General features: G+C 40.2%; 20 protein-coding genes and 1 pseudogene. 11 read left to right on the top strand and 10 right to left on the bottom strand.

Features of this window, described 5'->3' with window-relative positions:
- Positions 1 to 84 precede the first annotated feature (84 nt).
- On the bottom strand, positions 85 to 1,944 hold the full coding sequence (locus tag H6G74_RS20345; RefSeq protein WP_190969392.1) for a pentapeptide repeat-containing protein: 1,860 nt from the start codon (positions 1,942 to 1,944) through the stop codon (positions 85 to 87).
- Between the two features lie 195 nt (positions 1,945 to 2,139).
- Here H6G74_RS20345 and H6G74_RS20340 point away from each other — a divergent pair, with 195 nt between their 5' ends.
- The 5 genes from H6G74_RS20340 (at position 2,140) to aspS (ending at position 5,053) form a co-directional block, all read left to right on the top strand.
- Positions 2,140 to 2,352 (top strand): BrnT family toxin, encoded by a 213-nt coding sequence (locus H6G74_RS20340; RefSeq protein WP_190969391.1) that lies wholly within the window; start codon positions 2,140 to 2,142, stop codon positions 2,350 to 2,352.
- A gap of 76 nt (positions 2,353 to 2,428) precedes the next feature.
- Positions 2,429 to 2,635 carry an antitoxin gene (locus tag H6G74_RS20335; RefSeq protein ID WP_190969390.1) on the top strand — a complete coding sequence of 69 codons (207 nt, stop codon included), beginning with the start codon at positions 2,429 to 2,431 and terminating at the stop codon, positions 2,633 to 2,635.
- Between the two features lie 46 nt (positions 2,636 to 2,681).
- Complete coding sequence (locus H6G74_RS20330; protein ID WP_190969389.1) at positions 2,682 to 2,897, top strand: type II toxin-antitoxin system HicB family antitoxin; 216 nt, start codon at positions 2,682 to 2,684, stop codon at positions 2,895 to 2,897.
- Entirely contained in the window at positions 2,894 to 3,118 is a 225-nt protein-coding gene (locus tag H6G74_RS20325) for a type II toxin-antitoxin system HicA family toxin (protein WP_190969388.1), read from the top strand. The genes H6G74_RS20330 and H6G74_RS20325 overlap by 4 nt, the downstream gene beginning before the upstream one ends.
- A 147-nt stretch (positions 3,119 to 3,265) precedes the next feature.
- The gene (gene aspS / locus H6G74_RS20320) at positions 3,266 to 5,053 is read left to right on the top strand and encodes an aspartate--tRNA ligase (protein ID WP_190969387.1); all 1,788 of its coding nucleotides are present in this window, start codon (positions 3,266 to 3,268) and stop codon (positions 5,051 to 5,053) included.
- 24 nt (positions 5,054 to 5,077) lie between these two features.
- Here aspS and H6G74_RS20315 read toward each other — a convergent pair whose 3' ends face one another.
- The 7 genes and pseudogenes from H6G74_RS20315 to H6G74_RS20285 form a co-directional block, all read right to left on the bottom strand.
- On the bottom strand, positions 5,078 to 5,254 hold the full coding sequence (locus H6G74_RS20315; RefSeq protein ID WP_190969386.1) for a hypothetical protein: 177 nt from the start codon (positions 5,252 to 5,254) through the stop codon (positions 5,078 to 5,080).
- Between the two features lie 594 nt (positions 5,255 to 5,848).
- Positions 5,849 to 6,196: pseudogene (trxA, locus tag H6G74_RS20310) on the bottom strand (thioredoxin); the annotation flags it as partial.
- Between the two features lie 315 nt (positions 6,197 to 6,511).
- Positions 6,512 to 7,675: a GuaB3 family IMP dehydrogenase-related protein gene (locus H6G74_RS20305; RefSeq protein ID WP_062294917.1), complete on the bottom strand. Its 1,164-nt coding sequence runs from the start codon at positions 7,673 to 7,675 to the stop codon at positions 6,512 to 6,514.
- Between the two features lie 455 nt (positions 7,676 to 8,130).
- Positions 8,131 to 10,572: an endonuclease MutS2 gene (locus H6G74_RS20300; protein WP_190969385.1), complete on the bottom strand. Its 2,442-nt coding sequence runs from the start codon at positions 10,570 to 10,572 to the stop codon at positions 8,131 to 8,133.
- Between the two features lie 369 nt (positions 10,573 to 10,941).
- Entirely contained in the window at positions 10,942 to 12,096 is a 1,155-nt protein-coding gene (locus H6G74_RS20295) for a P-loop NTPase fold protein (protein WP_190969384.1), read from the bottom strand.
- Positions 12,086 to 14,125 (bottom strand): hypothetical protein, encoded by a 2,040-nt coding sequence (locus H6G74_RS20290; protein ID WP_190969383.1) that lies wholly within the window; start codon positions 14,123 to 14,125, stop codon positions 12,086 to 12,088. Before H6G74_RS20290 ends, H6G74_RS20295 begins: the two co-directional genes overlap by 11 nt.
- A gap of 12 nt (positions 14,126 to 14,137) precedes the next feature.
- Positions 14,138 to 14,620, bottom strand: coding sequence for a hypothetical protein (locus H6G74_RS20285; protein ID WP_190969382.1), 483 nt, complete (start codon positions 14,618 to 14,620; stop codon positions 14,138 to 14,140).
- A gap of 179 nt (positions 14,621 to 14,799) precedes the next feature.
- Between H6G74_RS20285 and H6G74_RS20280 the strand changes: the two genes are divergently transcribed.
- The 3 genes from H6G74_RS20280 (at position 14,800) to H6G74_RS20270 (ending at position 15,841) form a co-directional block, all read left to right on the top strand.
- Entirely contained in the window at positions 14,800 to 15,066 is a 267-nt protein-coding gene (locus H6G74_RS20280; protein WP_190969381.1) for a FitA-like ribbon-helix-helix domain-containing protein, read from the top strand.
- Positions 15,063 to 15,185, top strand: coding sequence for a hypothetical protein (locus H6G74_RS31595; RefSeq protein WP_277927169.1), 123 nt, complete (start codon positions 15,063 to 15,065; stop codon positions 15,183 to 15,185). Before H6G74_RS20280 ends, H6G74_RS31595 begins: the two co-directional genes overlap by 4 nt.
- 68 nt (positions 15,186 to 15,253) lie before the next feature.
- On the top strand, positions 15,254 to 15,841 hold the full coding sequence (locus H6G74_RS20270) for a Uma2 family endonuclease (protein WP_190969380.1): 588 nt from the start codon (positions 15,254 to 15,256) through the stop codon (positions 15,839 to 15,841).
- Between the two features lie 27 nt (positions 15,842 to 15,868).
- Here H6G74_RS20270 and pyk read toward each other — a convergent pair whose 3' ends face one another.
- Positions 15,869 to 17,635 carry a pyruvate kinase gene (gene pyk, locus H6G74_RS20265; protein WP_190969379.1) on the bottom strand — a complete coding sequence of 589 codons (1,767 nt, stop codon included), beginning with the start codon at positions 17,633 to 17,635 and terminating at the stop codon, positions 15,869 to 15,871.
- Between the two features lie 435 nt (positions 17,636 to 18,070).
- Between pyk and crtR the strand changes: the two genes are divergently transcribed.
- Together crtR and H6G74_RS20255 are read left to right on the top strand one after the other, a co-directional pair.
- Positions 18,071 to 18,973, top strand: coding sequence for a beta-carotene hydroxylase (gene crtR, locus H6G74_RS20260; RefSeq protein WP_190592383.1), 903 nt, complete (start codon positions 18,071 to 18,073; stop codon positions 18,971 to 18,973).
- A gap of 16 nt (positions 18,974 to 18,989) precedes the next feature.
- Positions 18,990 to 19,130 (top strand): hypothetical protein, encoded by a 141-nt coding sequence (locus H6G74_RS20255; RefSeq protein ID WP_190969378.1) that lies wholly within the window; start codon positions 18,990 to 18,992, stop codon positions 19,128 to 19,130.
- A gap of 151 nt (positions 19,131 to 19,281) precedes the next feature.
- On the opposite strand, the gene H6G74_RS20250 is transcribed toward H6G74_RS20255, so the two are convergent.
- Positions 19,282 to 20,403 carry a serine/threonine-protein kinase gene (locus tag H6G74_RS20250; protein ID WP_190969377.1) on the bottom strand — a complete coding sequence of 374 codons (1,122 nt, stop codon included), beginning with the start codon at positions 20,401 to 20,403 and terminating at the stop codon, positions 19,282 to 19,284.
- A gap of 116 nt (positions 20,404 to 20,519) precedes the next feature.
- Between H6G74_RS20250 and H6G74_RS20245 the strand changes: the two genes are divergently transcribed.
- Positions 20,520 to 21,614, top strand: a complete 1,095-nt coding sequence (locus H6G74_RS20245; protein WP_190969376.1) for a PstS family phosphate ABC transporter substrate-binding protein — start codon at positions 20,520 to 20,522, stop codon at positions 21,612 to 21,614.
- The last annotated feature ends 180 nt before the right edge of the window (positions 21,615 to 21,794 follow it).

The following is a 21,794-nucleotide window of genomic DNA, read 5'->3' as shown; positions in this document are numbered from 1 at the left end:
TTAAAACTGTTGTAATACTTACACAGTCTATGTTTTCAGCCTGAGCATCATTAAAATATAGTTACTAAAATTTACTAAACTTTATTACTCACCATAAAAATACCGGAAGAACCATAATTCTTTAATTCCAGGTTTATCTTGTTCTGGTGAAGGTGTTAGCTGGTTAATAGTATTTGTCACCGTACCGCTAATTTCACCTAAATTAATCTGTCCGCTATTATTTAAAGTACCGCTATTTTCAAACTTCCGGCTAGAATCGTTACCATTAGGCATATTTTTATTCTCTACTTTATTATCAACTTGAACGTTAATCGGCTTATTGGCTAACAAGCTAACGATTTCTTTCATATCTGCACTTTGTTGGCGATAAATGACTATTTGTTCATCTTTAGCTTGCAATTGAGCTTTATATTTTTCCTCAACAGCTTGCAGTGCTAACTGATAATTTTGTGTAAAATCATTATGAATCTTTTCTTTATGAGCATCAACCGATGCCGCAACCTTAACAACAACTACCCCATCACCTTTATTTTCAATGCTCTGAATTGCTAATTCTGTATTTTCATTCTGTACCTGCACTTTTTTGAAGGCAGCAACAAAAGCTTTCCAGTCTATACCGTTGCGAAAAATTAAATCAACAGTATTTACAACTTCTTCAAATAGTTTAGTAAATTCTCCTGGTTGAAATTCGCCACTACTAGGACGGCGTTCTCTGTCATCAGTGCCTAGTTTGGGATTTTCTAGGAGATAAATAAAGCGACAATCAACATTATCTAATTTGGTTGTACTTTCAATATTCCAAGCTTCCACACAAGCGCCAGTCATTTGAGCTTGTGTGAAATCAGTACCTACAGCTTGAGCTAGAGTTAAATTTGACCACTCTAAACAAGCTCCTTTAAATGTTGCTTCACTAATATCAGCATCTTTTAAATCTGCACATATCAGGTTTGCACCTTTAAGATTAGTACCAGTATAAGATTTTCTTCTACCGTTACCAGTCACGAGTAAATTAAGAATAACTGGGTTGGATAATATTGAATCACCTACTCTAGCAAATTCCAGGTTTTTCACTTCATAAAAACAGGTATGTGTTAGATTTGCTTTTCTAAAATCTGTAGTTTTAAGGGTCGCACCAGTAAAATTAGCATCAGTCAAATCAGCATTATAAAAGCTAGTTCCACCTATAGTAGCAAAGTTAATTGCTATTGGATAAATCAAAGAATATTTGGGAGAAAATGCTAGAATTTGCCAACCTATATAAACACCTTGAATAGCACCAATTAATACCATAATCGCAACTGCTAAGTCGGCGGCTAATTCTATTTTTGCTACTACTCCGGCTGTTTTCAAAACAACACTAATTCCACATATAGTCCCTGCTAAAGATGCAATTACACTGGCAATACTAACAATTGTAGCAATTATAGTTCCAGCTACTGTACTAACTCCGGCTATAGTAGCTGCTACAGTGGTAGCTCCTGTTAATGTTCCTATTGCTGTGAAAATAACAGATAGTGCTGTATATACATGACCAGACACAGCTAAAAATATTACTAATAATGTAGAAGTTGCTAATGAAAAAGCTATAGATATTAAAGATAGTGGAAATCCTTTTGTAGTTGTGACTATAAATGGAACTATCAAAACTACAACAGAAGTAATAATATGAACTATAGGATCAGGATTCAGTAAGCTTTGATTAAATACAGTAGTTAACCCAGCCGTAAATGCTGAGAGTATAGCTAGAAATGATGAAAATAGTGCTAGAAGTAATACCCAGTATCCTGGTTGTCCAGCTTTTGCACCTTTAAAATTAGCCCCTTTTAGAATAGCCTTGCTAAAATTAGCCCCTCTAATATCTGCACCACTAAAATTAGTCCCAGTCAAATCTTGACCTTTAAATGAACGACCTCGCAAGTTTTGACCGGAGTAGTCTAGCGGCATAATTGCATTACTAAGGGTTATCACTGAGATTATATACAAATTTACAGTGTAATATTTCGATTTTAGTCAATATTTTGTTAAATTTATTTGTAATCACCGTAGGGTAATGGTGTGTTAGGGCTAATTTTATTCTCTCTAATGCTCCTTGTCATTACCTTAAAATACCTTCCTACAAAACTAAATAATTTACTAAACATGAATCAATTATTATTTGAGTGGGATAACGAAAAAAATAAAATCAATCAAAAAAAGCACGGTGTTTCATTTGAAGAAGCAAAATCAGTATTTTATGATGATAATGCTATTGAATTCTGGGATGAAGATCATTCTGAGGCTGAAGACCGCTTTTTATTGCTAGGTAGAAGCTCAAAAATGCGAATATTACTAATTGTTCATTGTTTCCGATAACAAGAATCTATAATCAGAATTATTTCCGCACGAAAGGCTACTCAAAAAGAAAGTCAACAATATCGAGGATAAAAGAATGAAGCCAGAATATGACCTTGCTAATATGAAAAGTCGTCCTAATCCTTATGCTAAACAGCTAAAGCAACAAGTTACTTTACCTTTGGGCATTGAGGTAATTGAATTTTTCCAAAAGAAAGCAGAAGAAAAAGGGATTTCTTATCAAGAATTAATTAATTTATACCTTCAAGATTGCGTACTTAGTCAGCGCGAGCTATCTTTTTAATCAGTATAGTCTGTTAGCCTTACGTCCCCAAAAGATAAAGTTCAAAATGAGTAGAGAATTTAACGTGATTATAGAACGAGACTCTGACGGCTATTTTGTTGCCTCCGTGCCGAGTCTAGCTGGATGTCATACTCAAGCTAAATCTTTAGACGAACTGATGGAGCGTATAAAAGAAGCTATTGAACTGTGCTTAGAACTTGAACAAGAACAAGCGGAAGCCTTAGAGTTTGTCGGTGTACAAAGGGTTTCTATTCAAGTATGAGCAAACTGCCGAGTCTGACTGGGAGAGAAGTAATTACAGCCTTAGAAAAAGTCGGTTTTGAAGTAGTAAGAATCAGAGGTAGTCATCATATTTTGATACATGGTGATGGCCGTCGAACTGTGGTTCCAGTACATTCAGGTGAAACAATTGGTTCTGGTTTGTTAGCTCAGATACTCCGTGACTGCCAATTAAACCGTGAAGAATTCAGAGAATTACTGTAAAAATGCGCTAGTAGTGTATTAAGGTTCTAGAATCTGATGAAATGAGAATATGCGATCAGTTCTTCAATCAGATACTATTGATGCTAGATAATGGGAAAGCTTTGACTTTTACTGCCCCATCTAGCCCAGAAGAACAGATTAACTACTATGCGAACTCACTATTGCGGCGAACTCCGAAAAGAAGATATTGGAGAAACTGTTACCTTGTACGGATGGGTAGACCGTCGCCGCGATCATGGGGGCGTGATATTTTTAGATTTACGCGATCGCTCTGGCACAGTCCAAATTGTCAGCGATCCGCAACGCACCCCCAACTCCTACGAGCAAGCCAATGCTTTGCGGAATGAATACGTCGTCGAAATCACCGGCAGAGTAACGCAACGTCCCGAAGAATCACTGAATAACCGCATTCCTACAGGTGAAGTAGAAATTTACGCGGATAAAATTACCTTGTTAAATGCAGTCCGCAAGCAGCTACCATTCCAGGTTTCTAGTGCTGACACCGAATCGGTGCGGGAAGACTTAAGACTAAAATACCGCTATTTGGATTTACGGCGCGATCGCATGGCGCAAAATATGCAACTGCGTCATCAAGTCGTCAAAGCCATGCGGCGCTATTTAGAAGACACAGAAAATTTTATCGAAGTTGAAACACCAGTCTTGACTCGTTCCACCCCCGAAGGTGCGCGGGACTATGTTTTACCCAGCCGTGTCAACCCTGGCGAATGGTTTGCTTTACCCCAATCACCACAACTGTTTAAACAAATCTTGATGGTATCCGGTATGGACAGATACTATCAGATTGCTCGTTGCTTCCGGGATGAAGATTTACGCGCCGATAGACAGCCAGAGTTCACCCAATTAGACATGGAAATGAGTTTCATGTCTCAAGAAGAAATTATCGAACTCAACGAAAAGCTAGTTTGTCACATCTTCAAAACCGTGAAAGGAATTGAGTTACCCCATCCTTTCCCGCGCTTAACTTATGCTGATGCAATGGCGCGTTATGGTAGCGATAAACCAGACACTCGCTATGATTTAGAATTAGTTGATGTTTCCGATATTCTCAAAGACTCTGGTTTTAAAGTCTTTCGGGATGCTGTCGCCCACGGTGGTATCGTCAAAATTCTGCCCATTCCCAACGGTAACGACAAAATTTCTAACGTCCGCATTAAACCAGGCGGCGACATCTTCAAAGAAGCCAGTGAAGCCGGCGCGAAAGGTTTAGCCTATATCCGTGTCAGGGAAGATGGGGAAATTGACACTATCGGCGCAATTAAAGACAACCTCACCGCCGAACAAAAAGCCGAACTTCTCCGCCGCACAGGTGCAGAAGCCGGACATTTGTTATTGTTTGCGGCTGGTGATGTTGGTACTGTTAACAAAACTTTAGACAGATTACGGCAATTTACTGCTAAAGAATTTGGGTTAATCAATCCCGATAAACTCAATTTGTTATGGATTGTTGATTTCCCGATGTTTGAGTGGAATGCTGACGAAAAGCGTTTGGAAGCATTGCACCACCCATTTACTGCACCCCATCCCGATGATTTGCACGACTTAAAAACCGCCCGCGCCCAAGCTTACGACTTGGTATTTAACGGCTTTGAAGTTGGCGGTGGTAGTTTGCGGATTTATCAACGGGAAATTCAAGAACAGGTGTTTGAAACCATTGGCTTATCACCGGAAGAAGCCCAAAGTAAATTTGGTTTCCTTCTAGAAGCTTTTGAATACGGTACACCGCCACATGGTGGTATCGCCTACGGTTTAGATCGTTTGGTGATGTTACTTGCTGGCGAAGAATCTATCCGTGATGTGATTGCTTTTCCGAAGACACAACAAGCCCGTTGCTTGTTAACAGATGCGCCTTCTGGGGTAGATGCGAAGCAGTTAAAAGAACTGCATGTTGCTTCGACATACAAGCCCAAGTCATAACAAAGCCCAAGGGAGTAGAGAAAGTTAGAGTAAGCCTTTATCAATTAATTCTTCTTTAACTTTTCGATTTTTTTCATTATGCTCCCTTTGGTTTTCATCAATAGACGAACTATATTCTAAGGGAGGATTTAAACATTCTAAGTGTTTGATTTCTCCATTTTCATAAATTACAGTATGACTGTCATTAGTCATGCGGTGCATAGCGTATAATTCAAGATATTCAACATTATTTTCACTTCCAAAAATAAAATTTATGCTCTAACCAGCTTGAAAAATTGAACCTTTCTGACGCTCTTGTATATTTTTCTCTGGTAAGATGATTTGCCATCGAGCAAACCGTTGATTAAAAATATTTTGAATAAGCTAATCGTCATTTAAATTGCATTATGTTTAATGGTAAATAAAGCTCCAAACCCTCTCCCTTGCACCCTGCACCCTGCCCCCTTGCGGTCTCAATGTGCAGAATAAATGTTTAACAGCTTATTATCCATATCGGTAGATGTTCAGCTGCTTCGCAGCTTATATAGCTCATAGATTATTTGAATCAGTATCACAGATAGAAAAACAAATTTTCCTCAAACTATTAGTCTGAGGAAATATAAATTTAGCCCATGTTGGCGGTTAAATATTTGAGAAGCAAAATTAAGTTTCTCAGATATTCATATGCAGATTCAAGACCTTTTGAGAAAGTTTGACTGAGACGCAGGGTTTAGCGCCTCATAAACTTATTGACAAATATTTACACAAAACTAAAGCAAAAGAGCTTCTCAAAAGGATTGTATTCCCGATTGATGTTTAAGCTGTAACATACTTTTCCAAAGTAGTAGCTAATGTACTTTTAGGTACAGCACCTACAACCATATCAACTTTTGCTCCATCTTTAAAAATCATTAATGTGGGAATGCTGCGGATGCCATACTGACTTGCAACTTGAGGATTCTCATCAGTATTAACTTTCACAACTTTGAGTTTACCATCGTACTGAGCGGCAATTTCTTCGACGACAGGAGCTACCATGCGGCAAGGGCCACACCAGGGAGCCCAAAAATCAACTAAAACAGGTACCGTGCTGTCGAGTACTTCTTGCTTAAAAGTAGAATCTGTAACTGCTGCGGCTGCTGACATGCCTAAAAACCTTTGCCAATAAAATTTCTGAGTTTCGTGAAAATTCTACCATAGCAAAAACATCTGCTTTGAAGAGCAAGGATGTACATTTGCAAAGAAGCCCTGGAATTTATTCATATATTCATAAACATAAGGAACCGCCCGAACAGTAGTCCGGGCGGAGTGTGGTGTGAGGAGTGAACGGAAACATGCGTCTCCGCTTTCTCTATTGTAGGCGACAGAAGGGATTTTTCCAGTTGAATGTTTGGGAGTCTGGAAAAATTTCCTAAAGAATTTCAACTGAAGTTTGAAGTCTAAAATTTCATCCTTCAGTTTTTAACCTTCATAATTTCTTTATTTGCCCATACCTAATTGTTGGGCTTTTTGGTAAACTTTACCTTCCGTTAACAAAGAAGGAGCAATTACAACTTCAACTTGTTGCATTTCTTTGATATCTTTGGCTCCCAATGTACCCATACTTGTTTTCAAAGCTCCTAACAAGTTGTGAGTACCATCATCTAAGCCTGCTGGGCCAGTGAGAATTTGCTCTAAAGTGCCAGTTGTACCGACTTTGATTCGAGTTCCACGTGGTAAAACCGGGCTGGGTGTTGCCATTCCCCAATGGAAACCGCGCCCTGGGGCTTCAGCCGCTCTGGCGAAGGGTGAACCAATCATCACACCATCAGCACCACAAGCGATACATTTACAAATATCTCCACCAGTAATTAGACCACCATCAGCGATTACAGGCACATATTTACCAGTTTGCTGATAATAATCATCGCGGGCGGCGGCACAATCTGCGATCGCGGTTGCTTGGGGTACACCCACACCCAACACACCACGAGAGGTACAAGCAGCCCCAGGGCCAATACCCACTAATACAGCCGCCGCACCAGCCTTGATTAAGTCCAAGGTGACATCGTAGGTAACACAGTTACCCAACACCACTGGGATGGGCATAGAACGGCAAAATTCTGCCAAATCTAGGGTAACTATCGACTCTGGTGATAAATGTGCTGTAGAGACGACTGTAGCCTGAATAAAGAATAAATCTGCCCCAGCCTTAGCAACAACTTCACCAAATTTACTTGCACCTGCTGGTGTCGCACTTACAGCCGCAATACCGCCTTGTTCTTTAATTTCGTGAATGCGCTTTTCAATTAATTCTGGCTTGATAGGTTCGGCATAAAGTTCTTGCATTAAGGAGACAAATTCATCCTTACCGACAGAAGCAATCCGATCAAGAATGGGATTTGGATCAACATAGCGAGTTTGGATACCCTCTAAGTTAAGAACACCTAATGCACCTAACTGTGACAAACGCACAGCCATACCTACATCAACTACACCATCCATTGCACTAGCAATAATTGGTATATTTCGCTCGATATTGCCAATCCGCCAGCTAGTATCTGCCAAACTAGGATCTAATGTTCTTTTACCGGGGACTAGTGCAATTTCATCAATTCCGTAAGCCCTGCGAGCTGTTTTTCCCCGCCCAAGTTGAATGTCCACGCTGTTAACTTTTATCAAAACTGTTCTAGCTAGGGTATCAAATTGTGAGGGGGTTTGCAGCGATTTTTTTTGTAAGTAACTACAAAGATGTTTCAAGTGAGGGGTTAAAGGCTAGAGGTTAGAGGCTAGAGGTTAGAAAACAAGATTTTTGTGATTGATGAGAACTGTTTTGTAAATGGGTGTAGGGGTATAGGGATGTAAGGGTGTAAGGGGAAGGAATTTTCATCCCTTTGGTTGTAAATTCTTTTGCTCAAGTCATTAATTTGCCTAATTTTCTTTGCGCCTTTGCGCGAAACAAAAAATAGCAAAAATATGCAAACTTAATCATATAGCAGGAGGCAGAAGGCAGGATTTGATTACTGCTATAATTTCTGCCTAATTCTGCACAGGATGATCGATGATCTAACTTGCTAAAAATGAGCGATAGACAAGATTTTTAGCTAATATAATCAAGCTTAAGAAACGTGAGCAATAGTAACACCACTACCACCATCAGCTTGTTCTGCTGCTTCGTAACTGCTGACTCGCGGATGTTGTTGCAAAAAGGCGTGAACACCTTGACGCAATTTCCCTGTGCCATGTCCGTGAATAATCCAGATGGGGCCGTTCGCTTCGGAAATGGCTTTGTCTAATTCAATTTCGGCATCGGCTACCCGCTTACCTCGTAAATCTACTGTATTCTTCGAGGTACGAATGGCTGGTGCGGCTTGGGGTGGTGGAGTGGTTGGTGCTGGTGTTGGTTTGGGTTTGACAATCGGTTCAGCTTTTTGTCCATCGAGAGATTCGATATCTTGCAATTTGACTGTCATTTTCATAATGCCGAAGCGGACGTTTAACTCGCCATCTTCATCGGGGGCGGTTAAAACTTCGGCAGTTTGTCCAAATTGGGAAATTCGGACGCGATCGCCCACCTTGGGCATAAACCCAACTTTCGGTTTAGGCGCGGGGGCTGGCTGGTATTTCTGGGTAATTTGATTTAACGCATTGGTGGCTTGTTGAGCATCTTGGGCTGTGGGTGTACCTTGCTGTAAGCGGCGGATAACTTGGGCAATTTCGCCTTTGGCTTGAGCGATCGCTTGTTGAACTGCTACTTCCTGGGAAACTCGCAATGATTTTTCCCGTTCTTCTAAGGATGCGGCTTTATCGGATACCTCTTTATATAACCGTTCTGCTTGCTGCAAGAGTTTTTGGGCTTCGGCTGCTTTGGTTTCTTGGCGGCGACGTTGGGCTTCTAAGCCGGCAATTACTTGGTTAACTTCGTCCGAGGCTTCGCCGACTTGGGTTTTAGCTTTTTCTACCACTTCCGGCTTTAAGCCCAAACGTAAAGCGATCGCTAAAGCATTAGAACGTCCCGGAATCCCCCACAATAAACGATAGGTAGGTGATAAAGTCGCTTCATCAAATTCTACCGAAGCATTTTCAAACCGCGCATCTTCGTACTTCAGGGCTTTGAGTTCCCCGAAGTGAGTTGTGGCAATTGTTAACTGGGCGTGTTCCGCGAGATATTGCAGAAGAGCGATCGCTAAGGCACTTCCTTCGGCGGGATCTGTCCCTGCGCCTACTTCGTCAAGTAAGACAAGTGCTGAGTGCTGAGTCACCGAAGTTTGCTCAACGGGGGGAACCCCCGCACGCAACTTCTCGCTGAGTGCTGAGTCGTTTTCTAAAGCATTCAAAATCCGGCTAATACGGCGAATATGCCCGGAAAATGTCGATAAGCTTTGCTGGAGAGATTGTTCATCACCGATGTCTGCCAATACTTGGTCAAACCAAGGCATTTCCACGGGTTCACGGGCGGGGATGAATAAACCCACTTTCGCCATTAAGGCTGCTAAACCCAGGGTTTTTAAGGTGACAGTTTTACCACCAGTGTTCGGCCCGGTAATTGTGACTACCTTGATATGGGGACTTATCAATAAATCTACAGGAATTACCGAATGCCCTTGCTCGTGCTGTTGCTGCCAAACTAACAAAGGGTGACGCAACTGGCGTAAGGTGATGATTTCTTGTTCGTCACGGTTAATAAATCTGGGGGGATTAGCTTTTAGCCAGTAACTATAACGCGATCTCGCCGCCGCTAAATCTAAAGTAGTCACAATTGCTAATAGCCTTTCTAAATCTGGGGTGACGGCTGCGACTTGCTCAGTCAAAGCGCGACGTATTGCTTCTTCTTCTGTTTGTTCTCGCTTTAGCGTTTGCCGCAACTGATTACCCATCGGCACGATAGAATTAGGTTCCACGTACAAAGTCACGCCACTGGTAGAAGTATCGTGAACAATACCGGGAATCACATCTTTGTGACTGGCTTTGACTGGGATAACATAGCGATCGCCCCGTTGCGTAATTAATTGTTCCTGAACAGCGTTGGATTTCGCCTGTAAAATATTATGCAGCTTTTGGTTGATTTGACTGCGTAATCGCCGCAAATCTTCGCGGATTTCACTTAATTTTTGACTAGCGCGATCAGCTACATTGCCGCGTTCATCAATACAACGGTGGATTTCCTGTTCTAATTCTGGGTAAGTGCGTAAATCGGCAACTAAATCACTTAATACTGGTATATCTTCTTGGTTATCAATTACACGCCGTAAATTTCTCGCACCAGCCAGGGTAGTTGCGATCGCCAGTAATTCATCGCCAGCCAAAATCCCACGGAGTTCGGCGCGTTCGATAGAATCCCCAATATCTTGAATACCATCAAAAGATAAGCTTGTAGTCAGCCGACTTTCCAGTTGGTAAACTTCTTTAGTCTGTGCTAATAACTGCTCACTGACTGATTGCGATGTCGGAATTGGTAAATTAGTGGATGCGATCGCCCCTAGCTTAGTAGCCGCAAATGTCGCCAAATGCTGGCAGAGGCGATGCCATTCTAGTAGTTCTAAAGTTTCCGCTTGGATCAAGGCTGCAACATCTAAAAAAATCTTATATAAAATTATCGTAACAACAGAGTCGCCTTTACAGCCAATATCAGAAGATGCACTTGCTTGCGTGTGGTAGGAGAGGGAGCGATCGGCTTTACATCATAGCTTAACGAGTATATATACTAGTGTAACAGTAAATAAATTTATTGTGCGTAACCCAGAACCTTTGTTGCAAGTGTTATCTCCTAGTATAGAACTGTATAAAAAATATAAAAAATAGGCTACATAAGACTACATAAGAATAAATCTTTCAGACCTGAACATTAAAGAACTTTATTATCGGCGTACAGGTTTATGTAAGGAAACGATCTACTTTTTCTCTGTGTGGCACCCAGGTCAAATATATGACTAAAGCTTTTCGAGATATTTAGTTATAGACTCATTTGCTTTATCGTAGAGTGCATTCAAGTAATCACGTTGACGCACTCCTTGAATGTTACTACCCTTCAATAATTGATGAAACAACAGTCGGGCAGAGTCTTCATGTAAAAGTACATCACTTCCTGCTTGTAATTGTTTGTCTTGTGCAAAATTTCTGGCTTCCATTTTGGCCTGTTCCAGATAGAAGCGGAATAATTTTACTGCTTCATCTTCATTTCTTATAGATGAAAGTTGAACTTCATTAGCAAGACGACCTCTAATAGCTGGAAGCATTTCACGGTAACGATCAAGGGCATCTGTAGTTAAAGCAACCATTAAGAAAAGATATTTAGGTAATGCATCAATTAGAGCGCGAAGGGCTGACAAATATCTTAAAACTATAGTTTTAGATAAGCTAAAATCTTGCTTCTCCAATTCATCAAGAAGGATGAAAATACCCTCTAGAGTCTTCATTTCTGAACCAAAAAACACAATGTCTCGTAATGCTCTTGTTTTCGCTTCTACAGTATCTAGACGAAAATTTACTCCTAATTCAGTTTGATGAATTTTTCTTACTGGTAATCCTAAAAGCCATTGATATGCTAAAGATATACGTTCATTTAGTTTTTGTCCTGGCTTAACCTCTAAAAGAGCCTTAAGCATTGTTTTAATTTCACTCATTCGTATAAAGTCCAATAATTTATCAATATCATCTATTTCTTCTTTCTTTTTAGCAAGTGCATTAATTGAACGACGTAAGTAGTCTTCTCCCAAATTTTCAAATATAGACCTAATGAGTGGATCAAAAAATGGTTCGGGATCTGGAACGTATCTAATAACGAAGAAACCCTGTGGAGAAAGTTTTTCACGTAAAGCATTTTCATAAGCATTCAGAAGGTTGGTCTTGCCAATTCCTTGACTCGCTGTTATTGAAATTACATGAGACTTACGATCTGAATAGAATGTCTTTACTGCATCATCAACTTGCTTGTCTGCTTGTGTTGACATATGCGGATGTCCACTGGTTTGTCCAGCACTAGGAAAAGGGTTACTCAACACGCCGAACTTTTTATATAGTAATTTCGGTTGTTCTTCTGGTGCGTTAGTAGTCTCCTCATTTGTAAATAGATTTTCAAGAGGCATTTTTAACTCCTTCTAGCTTGATACGTACGGCAGATGTACCAGGTATCAGAAAATCTCCATGATACAAATAAACTCTTTCTAACTGTGGAAGCCCGTCACTTGTCTTAATTATCCATAAATCGTGCTGTTCAAAACGAGTATCTGGAGTAGAGCCTTCAGCATAGAGATTAATTAAGGTTTGTTCTTGTGCTTCTTTCACAAGTTTTCTTGCCCATATAGGATGAACAGCATATTTAATAGCTAATTCTTCTAACCAGCGACCAGTAAGTATCCATTCTGTGTTTACCTGTGAACGGATTGAGTTATAAACCTCTACTGCTAAATTAGCCAAATCTGGTAAATCAGGTATGTTATCAGTGGCAACAATTTTTTGGTTTTGTATATTCAACCAGGCACAAGCTATTTCACCCAGCTTGATATAAGTTGATTTTGCTTTATTTGAAATTGGTAATGTGCTATATTCAACGCTCCTACCTTGATTTATATAATTATATAATGCCTCAAATGAGGGTATTTTATTCAGATATAATAAAATATTTAGATAATCTTCATTCAAGATGCTTTTCCAAAAAATATTAAGTAATTCTGTACAGAAAATTCTGCTATCATTAACTTCAACAAATGAACCACTCTTTAAAAAGTTTTTGTACAAATTGTAACGATTTTGATGTTTTAATCCTAATCTATCTTGAGCTTCTTGGTTAGTTAATTCTCGCTTTTCTACTAACATTTTCATTAGCAATAGCATTTGATCTGGACTAAATGCGTATGCTTTAGCTCTTGGTTCTATATTTTGGCTAGGGACTACATCTGTCTGACCTGAGTTTTCTATATCTGTTGATAGTAAAGTAGAGGTATTATCTGTGGTAGTAAAGGATGTTCCATAGTTAAAATTTCCCCAAAGAAGATCATCTTTGATATGAAGTGGCTGCCAAGTATATTCCCCACTCGGTATGCCCCATAATTCTAATGACTCGTTAGTATTGGAATTTTGTAAGCGAAGGCATCCAAAAGATACAGCTAATTCCCAAAGAACATCTGTTAGTGGTACTGTATATACTTTCTGACTGAAAGGATGAAAAAGACAGCCTGTGAGTTTTCTATCATCAAATTTAGGAAAAGAACGAGATTCAAAAAAGAATACATCCATTCCTTCAGCCATCGTCATTCTGGCTAGACCTTGATCGCTAGTTAGAAGAGCTAGTGCATGATCCGGACGAACTTGAGTTTGAAAGCGTCGTGCAGTTTCTAAAATCAGACGATCAGCAAAACTCCTAACAATCTCTTGTAGTTTAAGATTACCATCTTCAGGATCGCTACTCGGTGTCACAATACCCCGAAGGGGATCTGCACCTAAGTCACCACGTTCTATTTCTGCATCTGAAAATTCTAGACGAAGTAAAGTTCGTTGACCACCCTGGCTGAGAATATGTTCTCGAAGTGCCGCGGCGACAGGTTTATTCTTTTTTTGACTGTCTCTGCGAGTTGCAAAGTACCTATCTACTTGATTAATTATTTCCATATGAACAATAGCTGGTACTTTTATTCTTGCCCAAGGACTAAGAAAGCGACAAATAAAATCAAGTCCTCCTTGGTGAATAGCTGATGTATCTGTAACAATCGTTATCGGTTTTTGTAAAGGTATTTTGCCAATAGTTTCAATATCAAAAATAGGTAAAAGTAATAATGTCCTCCGGAGTACATCCTGCAATCCTTCTCTGAAAGCTTTTTGAACTCTATCTTTACTCTGTGAATTCCCAAGAGCTTCAGTAATATTGTCATTGAGTTTCTCTAAAGATAGTGTTTGCCATTCAAAGCCACCAAATTTAGCAGCACAATACTCATCGTATCTGGTCTCATTTTCAAGATATTGTCCTCCTGATTGTAATGCAATAGTTCCAACATTCACCCATTTGTCACGTCCAAAACAAATATCTTCACCAAGAAATATTTCAAAGGGCTCACCATTTTTACCTATTTGTGCGATACATTTTAGTGCATCTTCTTTACTAAATAATTTTAATTTCATAAGGTTATTCTTTTAATGAAGGGATACATTGATATCTGGAACATTAACAAACGTATCACACAGCCACTGAATATGCTGGCGTAAGGCTAGAAGTTGATGTTGACGAAGGTTGACACTATCATTATTAGATAAGCGTCCAAGCTCTTCTAAATCACTCCAAGATGATTCGCCATTAGACAAAATCTCGTCTATTACTTGGATAACTTTCTTGAATTGTTCAATTCCACGTTTGTCTGGGTTTATTTCTAGTGTAAATTTTTCAATTAATTCTTCTCTTAATCGTTGAGTCTGTTCACTACTGGTTACTGAACCAAAGGGATCTCCAAAGGGTTCCCAAGAATAAATTTGTTCCTGATAGAATGTGGGATCAACTAAACCATGTGTGTTTGTATCTAAATATTTATTTTTCCAACGACATGGTTGCCAAACAACAAGCTTTAATGGACTTGAAATATTGCTGCTCATAAGAATTAATTCTTCAAAGTAATCATCCACTTAATACCCCTTTAGGAATCATCTGTTTTGATAGTGAAATAAAAACTTGAGTGATTTTTTTGGGTATTATCATCATAGTGGATACTTAACTAAACTGTCTCAAAAGAGAGATGCGATCGCCACTTTCTAAACTCTCATCGTGCTACCATTACCAATAAATTCTTGTGGGAGGTCGAGCAATGGCTACCCTTAATGCCTTGAATATACCCGATGAGTTATATGCACAACTGCAAGAGTTAGCGAAAGCGGAAAATAGCTCAGTTGAGGCTCAAGTTATTAAAATTTTGCAGGATGCTTTGCAGACAACAATACAGCCAACACAAGACGAAAGGTACAAAAATGTCCCTAAACTTTTAGAAGAGATTCGCCTTCGCCGTGAAAGTCGTCGGACTGATGTGGAATGGACTGATAGTACAGCATTAATTCGAGAAGACCGCGACAGATGACCACACCTCTCCGATGCGTGGTAGATACCAGTGTGTGCATCAAATATTTTATTGCTGACCCATTAACTACCAAAGTTAAGCAACTGTTTGGTCATCATATCTATTGCGGTAAACAATGAGGAGCGATCGCAAAACTCTCATCACCCTATTTATAATGAGGCTAATGTTTCCTGGTTAAATAAATCCTATGGTTGTGCAGACTCCCCCCCGTCAATACTCCACTGAGGAATACTTGGCACATGAAGAGGCTGCTGAGTACCGCAGTGAATATAGTGATGGAGAAATTATACCAATGACCGGAGGCTCACTTAATCATAACCAAATTATTATCAACTTAGTATTAGCTCTTTCACCCAGCCTGAAACAACAAAATTATAATGTTTATGCCAATGACTTGCGGCTCTGGATTCCGCGTTACCAAGCATACACATATCCTGATGTTTTGATCATCAAAGATGAAGCCATCTTCCAAGAAAAACGAAAAGACACAGTACTAAACCCCTGCATTATTTTTGAAGTGCTTTCTAAATCTACTAGTAGTAGAGATAGAGGGGATAAATTTACTTATTATCGCTCCATTCCCGAATTTCAAGAATATATTTTGATTGACCAATATCAATTCCACGTTGAGCAGTTTAGCAAAACGCCTGATGGCAATTGGCTATTTAGAGAATCTGACGATGAAGATGGCGTTTTAACTTTAGTTGCTGCTAACTGCCAAATTCCCCATCGCCAGATTTACGAACGAGTTAACTTTGAAACTCAACCAGAGTAGTTATTGTGCTTTGTGCCTTTTGCCTTTTTACGGTGTTCCCACTGCGCCGGAGTAAACTAAACCACGCTGCACATCCAAAGTTAAAATCGCTCCATCACGGATAACTTGGGTGGCTTTCTTCACACCAACAATTACAGGTACGCCCAGGCGTAAGCCAATCACGGCGGCGTGACAAGTCAAGCTTTCTTCCTCAGTGATAATACCAGATGCTTTGCGGATGGCATCGACAAAATCAGCACCAGTGCGGGGGGCGACTAAGATATCGCCGGGGTTAAAGTTGCTGACATCCATTCCTGTTTGAGCAACTCTGGCGCGACCACTAACAGAACCTTGTCCCAGTCCAATTCCTTGACCTAATACAGCTGTCACTACTTCAACTTTAATTAAGTCTGTGGAACCAGAAACGCCTTGCAATGTACCAGCAGTCATCACGACCAAATCGCCTTCAAACAGTAATTTATGTTCTTGAGCAACGTTGATGGCTGCTTGGAAGGTTTGACCAGTGGAAGGTAGTCCCAATACTAGCAGTGGTTTCACACCCCAAACTAGTTGTAATTGTCGCGCTACGTTGACGTGGGGTGTCACCGCCAAAATGGGGGTATGGGGACGGAATTTAGAAACGTTACGCGCCGTCGCCCCAGTTTGGGTTAAGGTCATGATTGCGGCTGCGCCCAAGTTTTCAGCAATTTGACCGACAGCTTGGCTAATAGCGTTGGGAATGGAACGTCTACTATCTCGCAGTAGGCGGATGTCTGAGTTCCGTTGTTCTTGTTCGATACGTTCAGCAATCCGCGCCATTGTGGCGACTGCTTCCACTGGGTAGCTACCAACGGCTGTTTCGTTAGAAAGCATGACTGCATCCGTACCATCTAAAATGGCGTTGGCTACGTCTGATACTTCGGCGCGGGTGGGGCGGGGATTGCTCACCATGCTATCTAACATTTGGGTAGCGGTGATGATGGGAATCCCCAAACGGTTGGCTGTGGAAATTAACCGTTTTTGTAGTACAGGGACATCTTCGGCTGGTAGTTCAACCCCTAAGTCACCTCTAGCAACCATTACGCCATCACACAAAGCTAGAACGGCTTCCATTTGTTCAATAGCTTCGTGCTTTTCAATTTTGGCAATGACTGGTACTTGCTTACCGGTGCTAGAAATCAGTTCTTTGATTTCGATCACATCCTGGGGGTTGCGGACAAAGGAAAGTGCTACCCAATCTACACCTTGGTCGAGACCAAACATTAAGTCCTCGCGGTCTTTGTCGGTCATGGCTTTAATGGACAGGTAAACCCCAGGAAAGTTTACACCTTTGTTGTTAGATAGTTTGCCACCGACTGTTACACGGCAATGCAAATCACCTTTTTCCCGATTGGTTTCTTCCACCACCATCTCGACTCGTCCATCATCGAGAAGAATTTTCGCTCCAGATGGGACTTCTTCTGCCAAATATTCGTAGGTTACACAGCTAATTTCTTGTGTACCTACAACTTGGCGATTAGTTAAGATGAAGCGATCGCCTTTTGCTAAAACTATAGACCCATCTTCAAACCGCCCTAAGCGAATTTTTGGCCCTTGCAAGTCTTGCAAAATTGCCACTGGCTGATTAAGTTCAAAAGCAGTTTGCCTAATTAAGCGAATATTTCGCTGGTGATCAGCATGAGTACCATGAGAAAAGTTAAGGCGCAGCGTGGTTGCTCCTGCTTCGATAATCGCTTTGAGCATTTCTGGGCTGCTGGTAGCGGGGCCAATTGTAGCGACAATTTTTGTCCGACGTAGAGAATCTCTTAATTGCATAGGGGCTGATTTTAGGGAGCTTATTAAGCAGTCATAGTAAGTTCAGGGAGATGCTGTATTCAGTTACTGCCACACCAATAAATTTAAGCAGTTAGCGAGGGGCAGATAAAGAGTAGATTTTAGAAAAGATTTTGAATGTAAATTGCTGAGTTTTCCCGTTGATTATTCCCAGGAACTAAGGAACAGAATAGTTATCGTACACTAAACTTGATGCCCTCTCTCCCCAGGAATATATTTTCTTTCTACACTTTAATAACTGAGGGACACACCCTAATCATCAGCAAATACTTGGGTTTCGTTTGGAATCATAGCGTTATTCATCTGCTGTGAAGCAGATGTTTAGATAAAAAATTGCTATACAAAACTTCATTAAACTTTATTTTTTACTAATATTGATCGTATATTCGTAATGTTTGAGCAGGTAAGGAGTAAAGAATGCTGGCGTTGGAGGCAGAACAGAAAGTATTGAAAATCCCACCCAAGGAATTCTTAGAGCCTCCTGGTAATTTCAGCCCGACAATGTTAATTTTTTTGTCTGCTGTCACAATGCTGGTGCTATCAAATTTTGGCTACTGGTTGTGGGAATGGCCGCACTGGTTATGCTTTTCGATTAATACCCTAGCTTTGCATGGCTCTGGGACAGTAATTCACGATGCTTGTCACCAGTCTGCACATCGTAACCGGATTATTAACGCGATGCTGGGTCATGGTAGTGCTTTAATATTGGCTTTTGCGTTTCCTGTGTTTACGCGCGTACATTTGCAACATCATGGTAATGTCAATCATCCCGAAGATGACCCGGATCATTATGTCTCTACAGGGGGGCCTTTGTGGTTGATTGCAGTGAGGTTTTTATACCATGAGGTGTTTTTCTTTAAAAGAAAACTGTGGCGGAAATATGAATTGTTAGAGTGGTTTATCAGCCGCTTGATTGTTGTGACTATTGTCTATATTTCCGTTCAGTATGGATTTTTAGGTTATATTCTCAATTTTTGGTTTATTCCCGCCTTTATAGTTGGCATAGCATTGGGATTGTTTTTTGATTATCTGCCACATCGACCGTTTGTAGAGCGCGATCGCTGGAAAAATGCCCGCGTCTATCCCAATCCCATTCTTAATCTCTTGATTATGGGACAGAACTATCACCTAGTGCATCATCTTTGGCCTTCAATTCCCTGGTACAATTATCAACCAGCATATTATGTGATGAAGCCACTTTTAGATGCAAAAGGCTGTTATCAAACTTCGGGATTATTACAAAAAAAAGATTTTTTTGAATTTGTTTACGACATTTTTTTAGGAATTCGGTTTCATCATCATAAGCCAACTGATAACTAACAATTCGGAGGCTGAAATGAAAATTTGGGTATGGAGTGCCGTTGGCATTTTAGCTGTTAATTTAACTGTGCTGGCGATCGTGGCATTTTTAATTCACCGCGACAGTACCCAACCAAATTCTAATCAATCGCAAATAATACAAAGTGCTGAGTCCTGAGTCCTGAGTAGGAAATCAGTAATGTAAAATGAGTGGTTTATTTACAACCCGCGCAGGCGGGTTTTGTCTGTATAGCTGCGACTTCAGTCGCTTGGTGCAAGATGTGAATAAACCATATCGATTCACCACTACACCCATTTTCCAATCATTTCTAACGATTGATATTCCCTGGGGTGGGTAAGGAATTTTGAATGTTAGGTTCAGGGGAAATTATCTGCAAAGACCAATAACTCACAACCATCAAAATTAAACCAGAAACCGCACCAATAACTAAACCAATGATTAAAGGTGAGTTTTTAGGAATAACAGAAGTTTCAGGAATACTACTTGGTTTTTCTAAAAGTGGCGCTGATATGGTACTACTCATCACTGCATTAGATTGATATGCAGATAAATTATTGTGAGATGGAAATTTTGACAGCAGGGTAGCATCTTGATTATTTATATGCGGTAATAGTGCTTCTAATACTTCCTTCGCGGATTTATATCGGTCTTGAAACTGATAACGCACCATTTTATTAATTACCGCAGCAAATTCAACATTTACCTTAGCTAAATGTTGCCAAATAATTTCACCTGTTTTGCGGTTTTCTGGTAATTGTGTGGGATGTACGCCGGTGAGTGCTTGAATTGCAATCATCCCTAAAGCATAGATATCACTATTAGGTTTTGGTCTACCACGTTGCTGTTCACTTGGCATATATCCTGGTGTACCGATCGCAATTGTAGAGTATTCAATCGGAACTAAACCTTTTTCCTCTTTAAACAATTGCGTCAAGATTGGTTTCACTGCACCAAAATCAATCAAGACTAAGCGATTATCTGATGTTCGGCGCATAATATTGCTGGGTTTGACATCTCGATGTATTAACCCATGACTGTGAACAAAATCGAGAATTTCTAAAACCTCACGCAGAAGTTGAATAACTTGGCTTTGCGTCCAACAACAACCAGCCTGGAGTTCTGTACTTAATGTATGTCCTGGAATAAATTGTTGTACTAAGTAAAATTCGTGGTCATCTTCAAAATAAGTCAACAAATGGGGAACTAAATCATAGTCGCCAAGTTTTTGTAGTGCTTGAGTTTCTCGATTAAATAGCCGTCGGCGAATTTCCACAGGAATAGAAATTTCGCTACTCGGTAAAAAATGTTTGATCACGCAGGTGGGACGGTGCAGAAAATGCGTGTCTTCAGCCATGTAAGTTTTACAAAACATTCCTTGACTTAAAACTTGCACAACCTGGTAACGTTCACTTAGTAACTTTATTAACATGTTACGATTTACCTGACGGTTGTTTCCCGTAATTCTACTTAAAAAGATTTACTTATAATTTACTTATATTTTTAATATATATTCTTGATTAAAGACAGTTAATAAAATTCAGTCTAATGAGCAACAGTAATAGAAGAGCTGTTTCACTCAGCACAGATGCTATCCAGATGATCAGGGGGCTAATCATTGGTGAAGTTATTACAATTGTACTCATTGGTGGGCTGTGGTTGTGGCTAAGACCACGCTTATTTGTTAATAATCGTCCAGATTCTGTCTCTAGTCAGAATCCTGCCACTCTCAGTAGTCTTACGGGTTCAACCTTTGCCAATGTGAATGATATGCCAATCGGTGCTTTCAATTATGGTGGAAGTACAGCTTGGGCATCAATTAGACAATTAGTAGATTCACAGATTCAAAATACCCGTCCTGAATTTCAATTGCTTTACGTCAATCCTAGAGATAGTAGTCCTGGTTCGGGCGCAGGAATTAGGATGTTACTGGCTGGAGAGTTAGACTTTACTCAATCATCTCGTCCCCTAACAGACGCAGAACAAGCGCAGGCGAAAAAACAAGGTGTCACCATTGAACAACGTCAAGTGGGGATGGATGGAGTGGCTGTAGTAGTTAACCCAGAATTGCAAGTACCTGGTTTAACAGTTGCACAGTTACAAAAAATTTATCTGGGACAAATTACTAACTGGAAGCAAGTAGGCGGAAAAGATTTGCCAATTGTACCGTTGTCTCAATCGCCTGAAAATGCAGATAACTTATTATTCTCCGATCAGGCAGCAGATAAGCAAAATTTCGGCTCGCAAGTCGAGTATGTTTATTCAACGACAGAAGCATTACGCCGCATTAAAACAACTCCTGGTGGTGTGTATTATGCCTCTGCTAGAGGGGTAATCAACCAATGTGGTGTGAAGCTACTACCTTTGGGGGTAAGTTCCGACAAGTTTGTGTCTCTTTACCGTGAACCAGTTGTACAGCCAAATCAATGTCCTAGACAACGCAATCAAATCAATCCAGTCGTCATCAAAAACGGTAGTTATCCACTAACTTCGCCATTATTTGTGATGATTAAGCAAAACCAAGGTCAAGCACAACAAGTCGGGGAAGCATACGCCAAACTATTGCTGACTGAACAAGGACAAAGAGCGATCGCCCAAGCTGGCTTTTTACCTGTTAATAGCCAAAAAATAGCTGCTCATTAACCTACTTAAAACTGATAGTGCGCCTAATAATCGCAACTTTGCATCGGACTCATAGCTGAGAATACAATTAATAAAATCTGAGATTTTTTGCATCAATCAGGGTTTTGTAAACATAATTATGTAGATTAATCACTAAAATTTACATAAAAAATTTGTGATTTTTTTATTAATTTTTATGCA

It is taken from the genome of Nostoc spongiaeforme FACHB-130 (assembly GCF_014698475.1).
Lineage (GTDB): Bacteria > Cyanobacteriota > Cyanobacteriia > Cyanobacteriales > Nostocaceae > Nostoc_B > Nostoc_B spongiaeforme.
Note: the sequence above shows the minus strand (reverse complement) of the source record. Positions and strands in the feature narration are given on the sequence as shown.

Excerpts from the sequence above, each read along its gene's own strand:
- H6G74_RS20345 (WP_190969392.1), bottom strand. The coding sequence starts at position 1,944 with ATGCCGCTAGACTACTCCGGTCAAAACTTGCGAGGTCGTTCATTTAAA.
- H6G74_RS20340 (WP_190969391.1), top strand. The coding sequence starts at position 2,140 with ATGAATCAATTATTATTTGAGTGGGATAACGAAAAAAATAAAATCAAT.
- H6G74_RS20335 (WP_190969390.1), top strand. The coding sequence starts at position 2,429 with ATGAAGCCAGAATATGACCTTGCTAATATGAAAAGTCGTCCTAATCCT.
- H6G74_RS20330 (WP_190969389.1), top strand. The coding sequence starts at position 2,682 with ATGAGTAGAGAATTTAACGTGATTATAGAACGAGACTCTGACGGCTAT.
- H6G74_RS20325 (WP_190969388.1), top strand. The coding sequence starts at position 2,894 with ATGAGCAAACTGCCGAGTCTGACTGGGAGAGAAGTAATTACAGCCTTA.
- aspS (WP_190969387.1), top strand. The coding sequence starts at position 3,266 with ATGCGAACTCACTATTGCGGCGAACTCCGAAAAGAAGATATTGGAGAA.
- H6G74_RS20315 (WP_190969386.1), bottom strand. The coding sequence starts at position 5,254 with ATGCACCGCATGACTAATGACAGTCATACTGTAATTTATGAAAATGGA.
- H6G74_RS20295 (WP_190969384.1), bottom strand. The coding sequence starts at position 12,096 with ATGCCTCTTGAAAATCTATTTACAAATGAGGAGACTACTAACGCACCA.
- H6G74_RS20290 (WP_190969383.1), bottom strand. The coding sequence starts at position 14,125 with ATGAAATTAAAATTATTTAGTAAAGAAGATGCACTAAAATGTATCGCA.
- H6G74_RS20280 (WP_190969381.1), top strand. The coding sequence starts at position 14,800 with ATGGCTACCCTTAATGCCTTGAATATACCCGATGAGTTATATGCACAA.
- H6G74_RS31595 (WP_277927169.1), top strand. The coding sequence starts at position 15,063 with ATGACCACACCTCTCCGATGCGTGGTAGATACCAGTGTGTGCATCAAA.
- H6G74_RS20270 (WP_190969380.1), top strand. The coding sequence starts at position 15,254 with ATGGTTGTGCAGACTCCCCCCCGTCAATACTCCACTGAGGAATACTTG.
- pyk (WP_190969379.1), bottom strand. The coding sequence starts at position 17,635 with ATGCAATTAAGAGATTCTCTACGTCGGACAAAAATTGTCGCTACAATT.
- crtR (WP_190592383.1), top strand. The coding sequence starts at position 18,071 with ATGCTGGCGTTGGAGGCAGAACAGAAAGTATTGAAAATCCCACCCAAG.
- H6G74_RS20255 (WP_190969378.1), top strand. The coding sequence starts at position 18,990 with ATGAAAATTTGGGTATGGAGTGCCGTTGGCATTTTAGCTGTTAATTTA.
- H6G74_RS20250 (WP_190969377.1), bottom strand. The coding sequence starts at position 20,403 with ATGTTAATAAAGTTACTAAGTGAACGTTACCAGGTTGTGCAAGTTTTA.
- H6G74_RS20245 (WP_190969376.1), top strand. The coding sequence starts at position 20,520 with ATGAGCAACAGTAATAGAAGAGCTGTTTCACTCAGCACAGATGCTATC.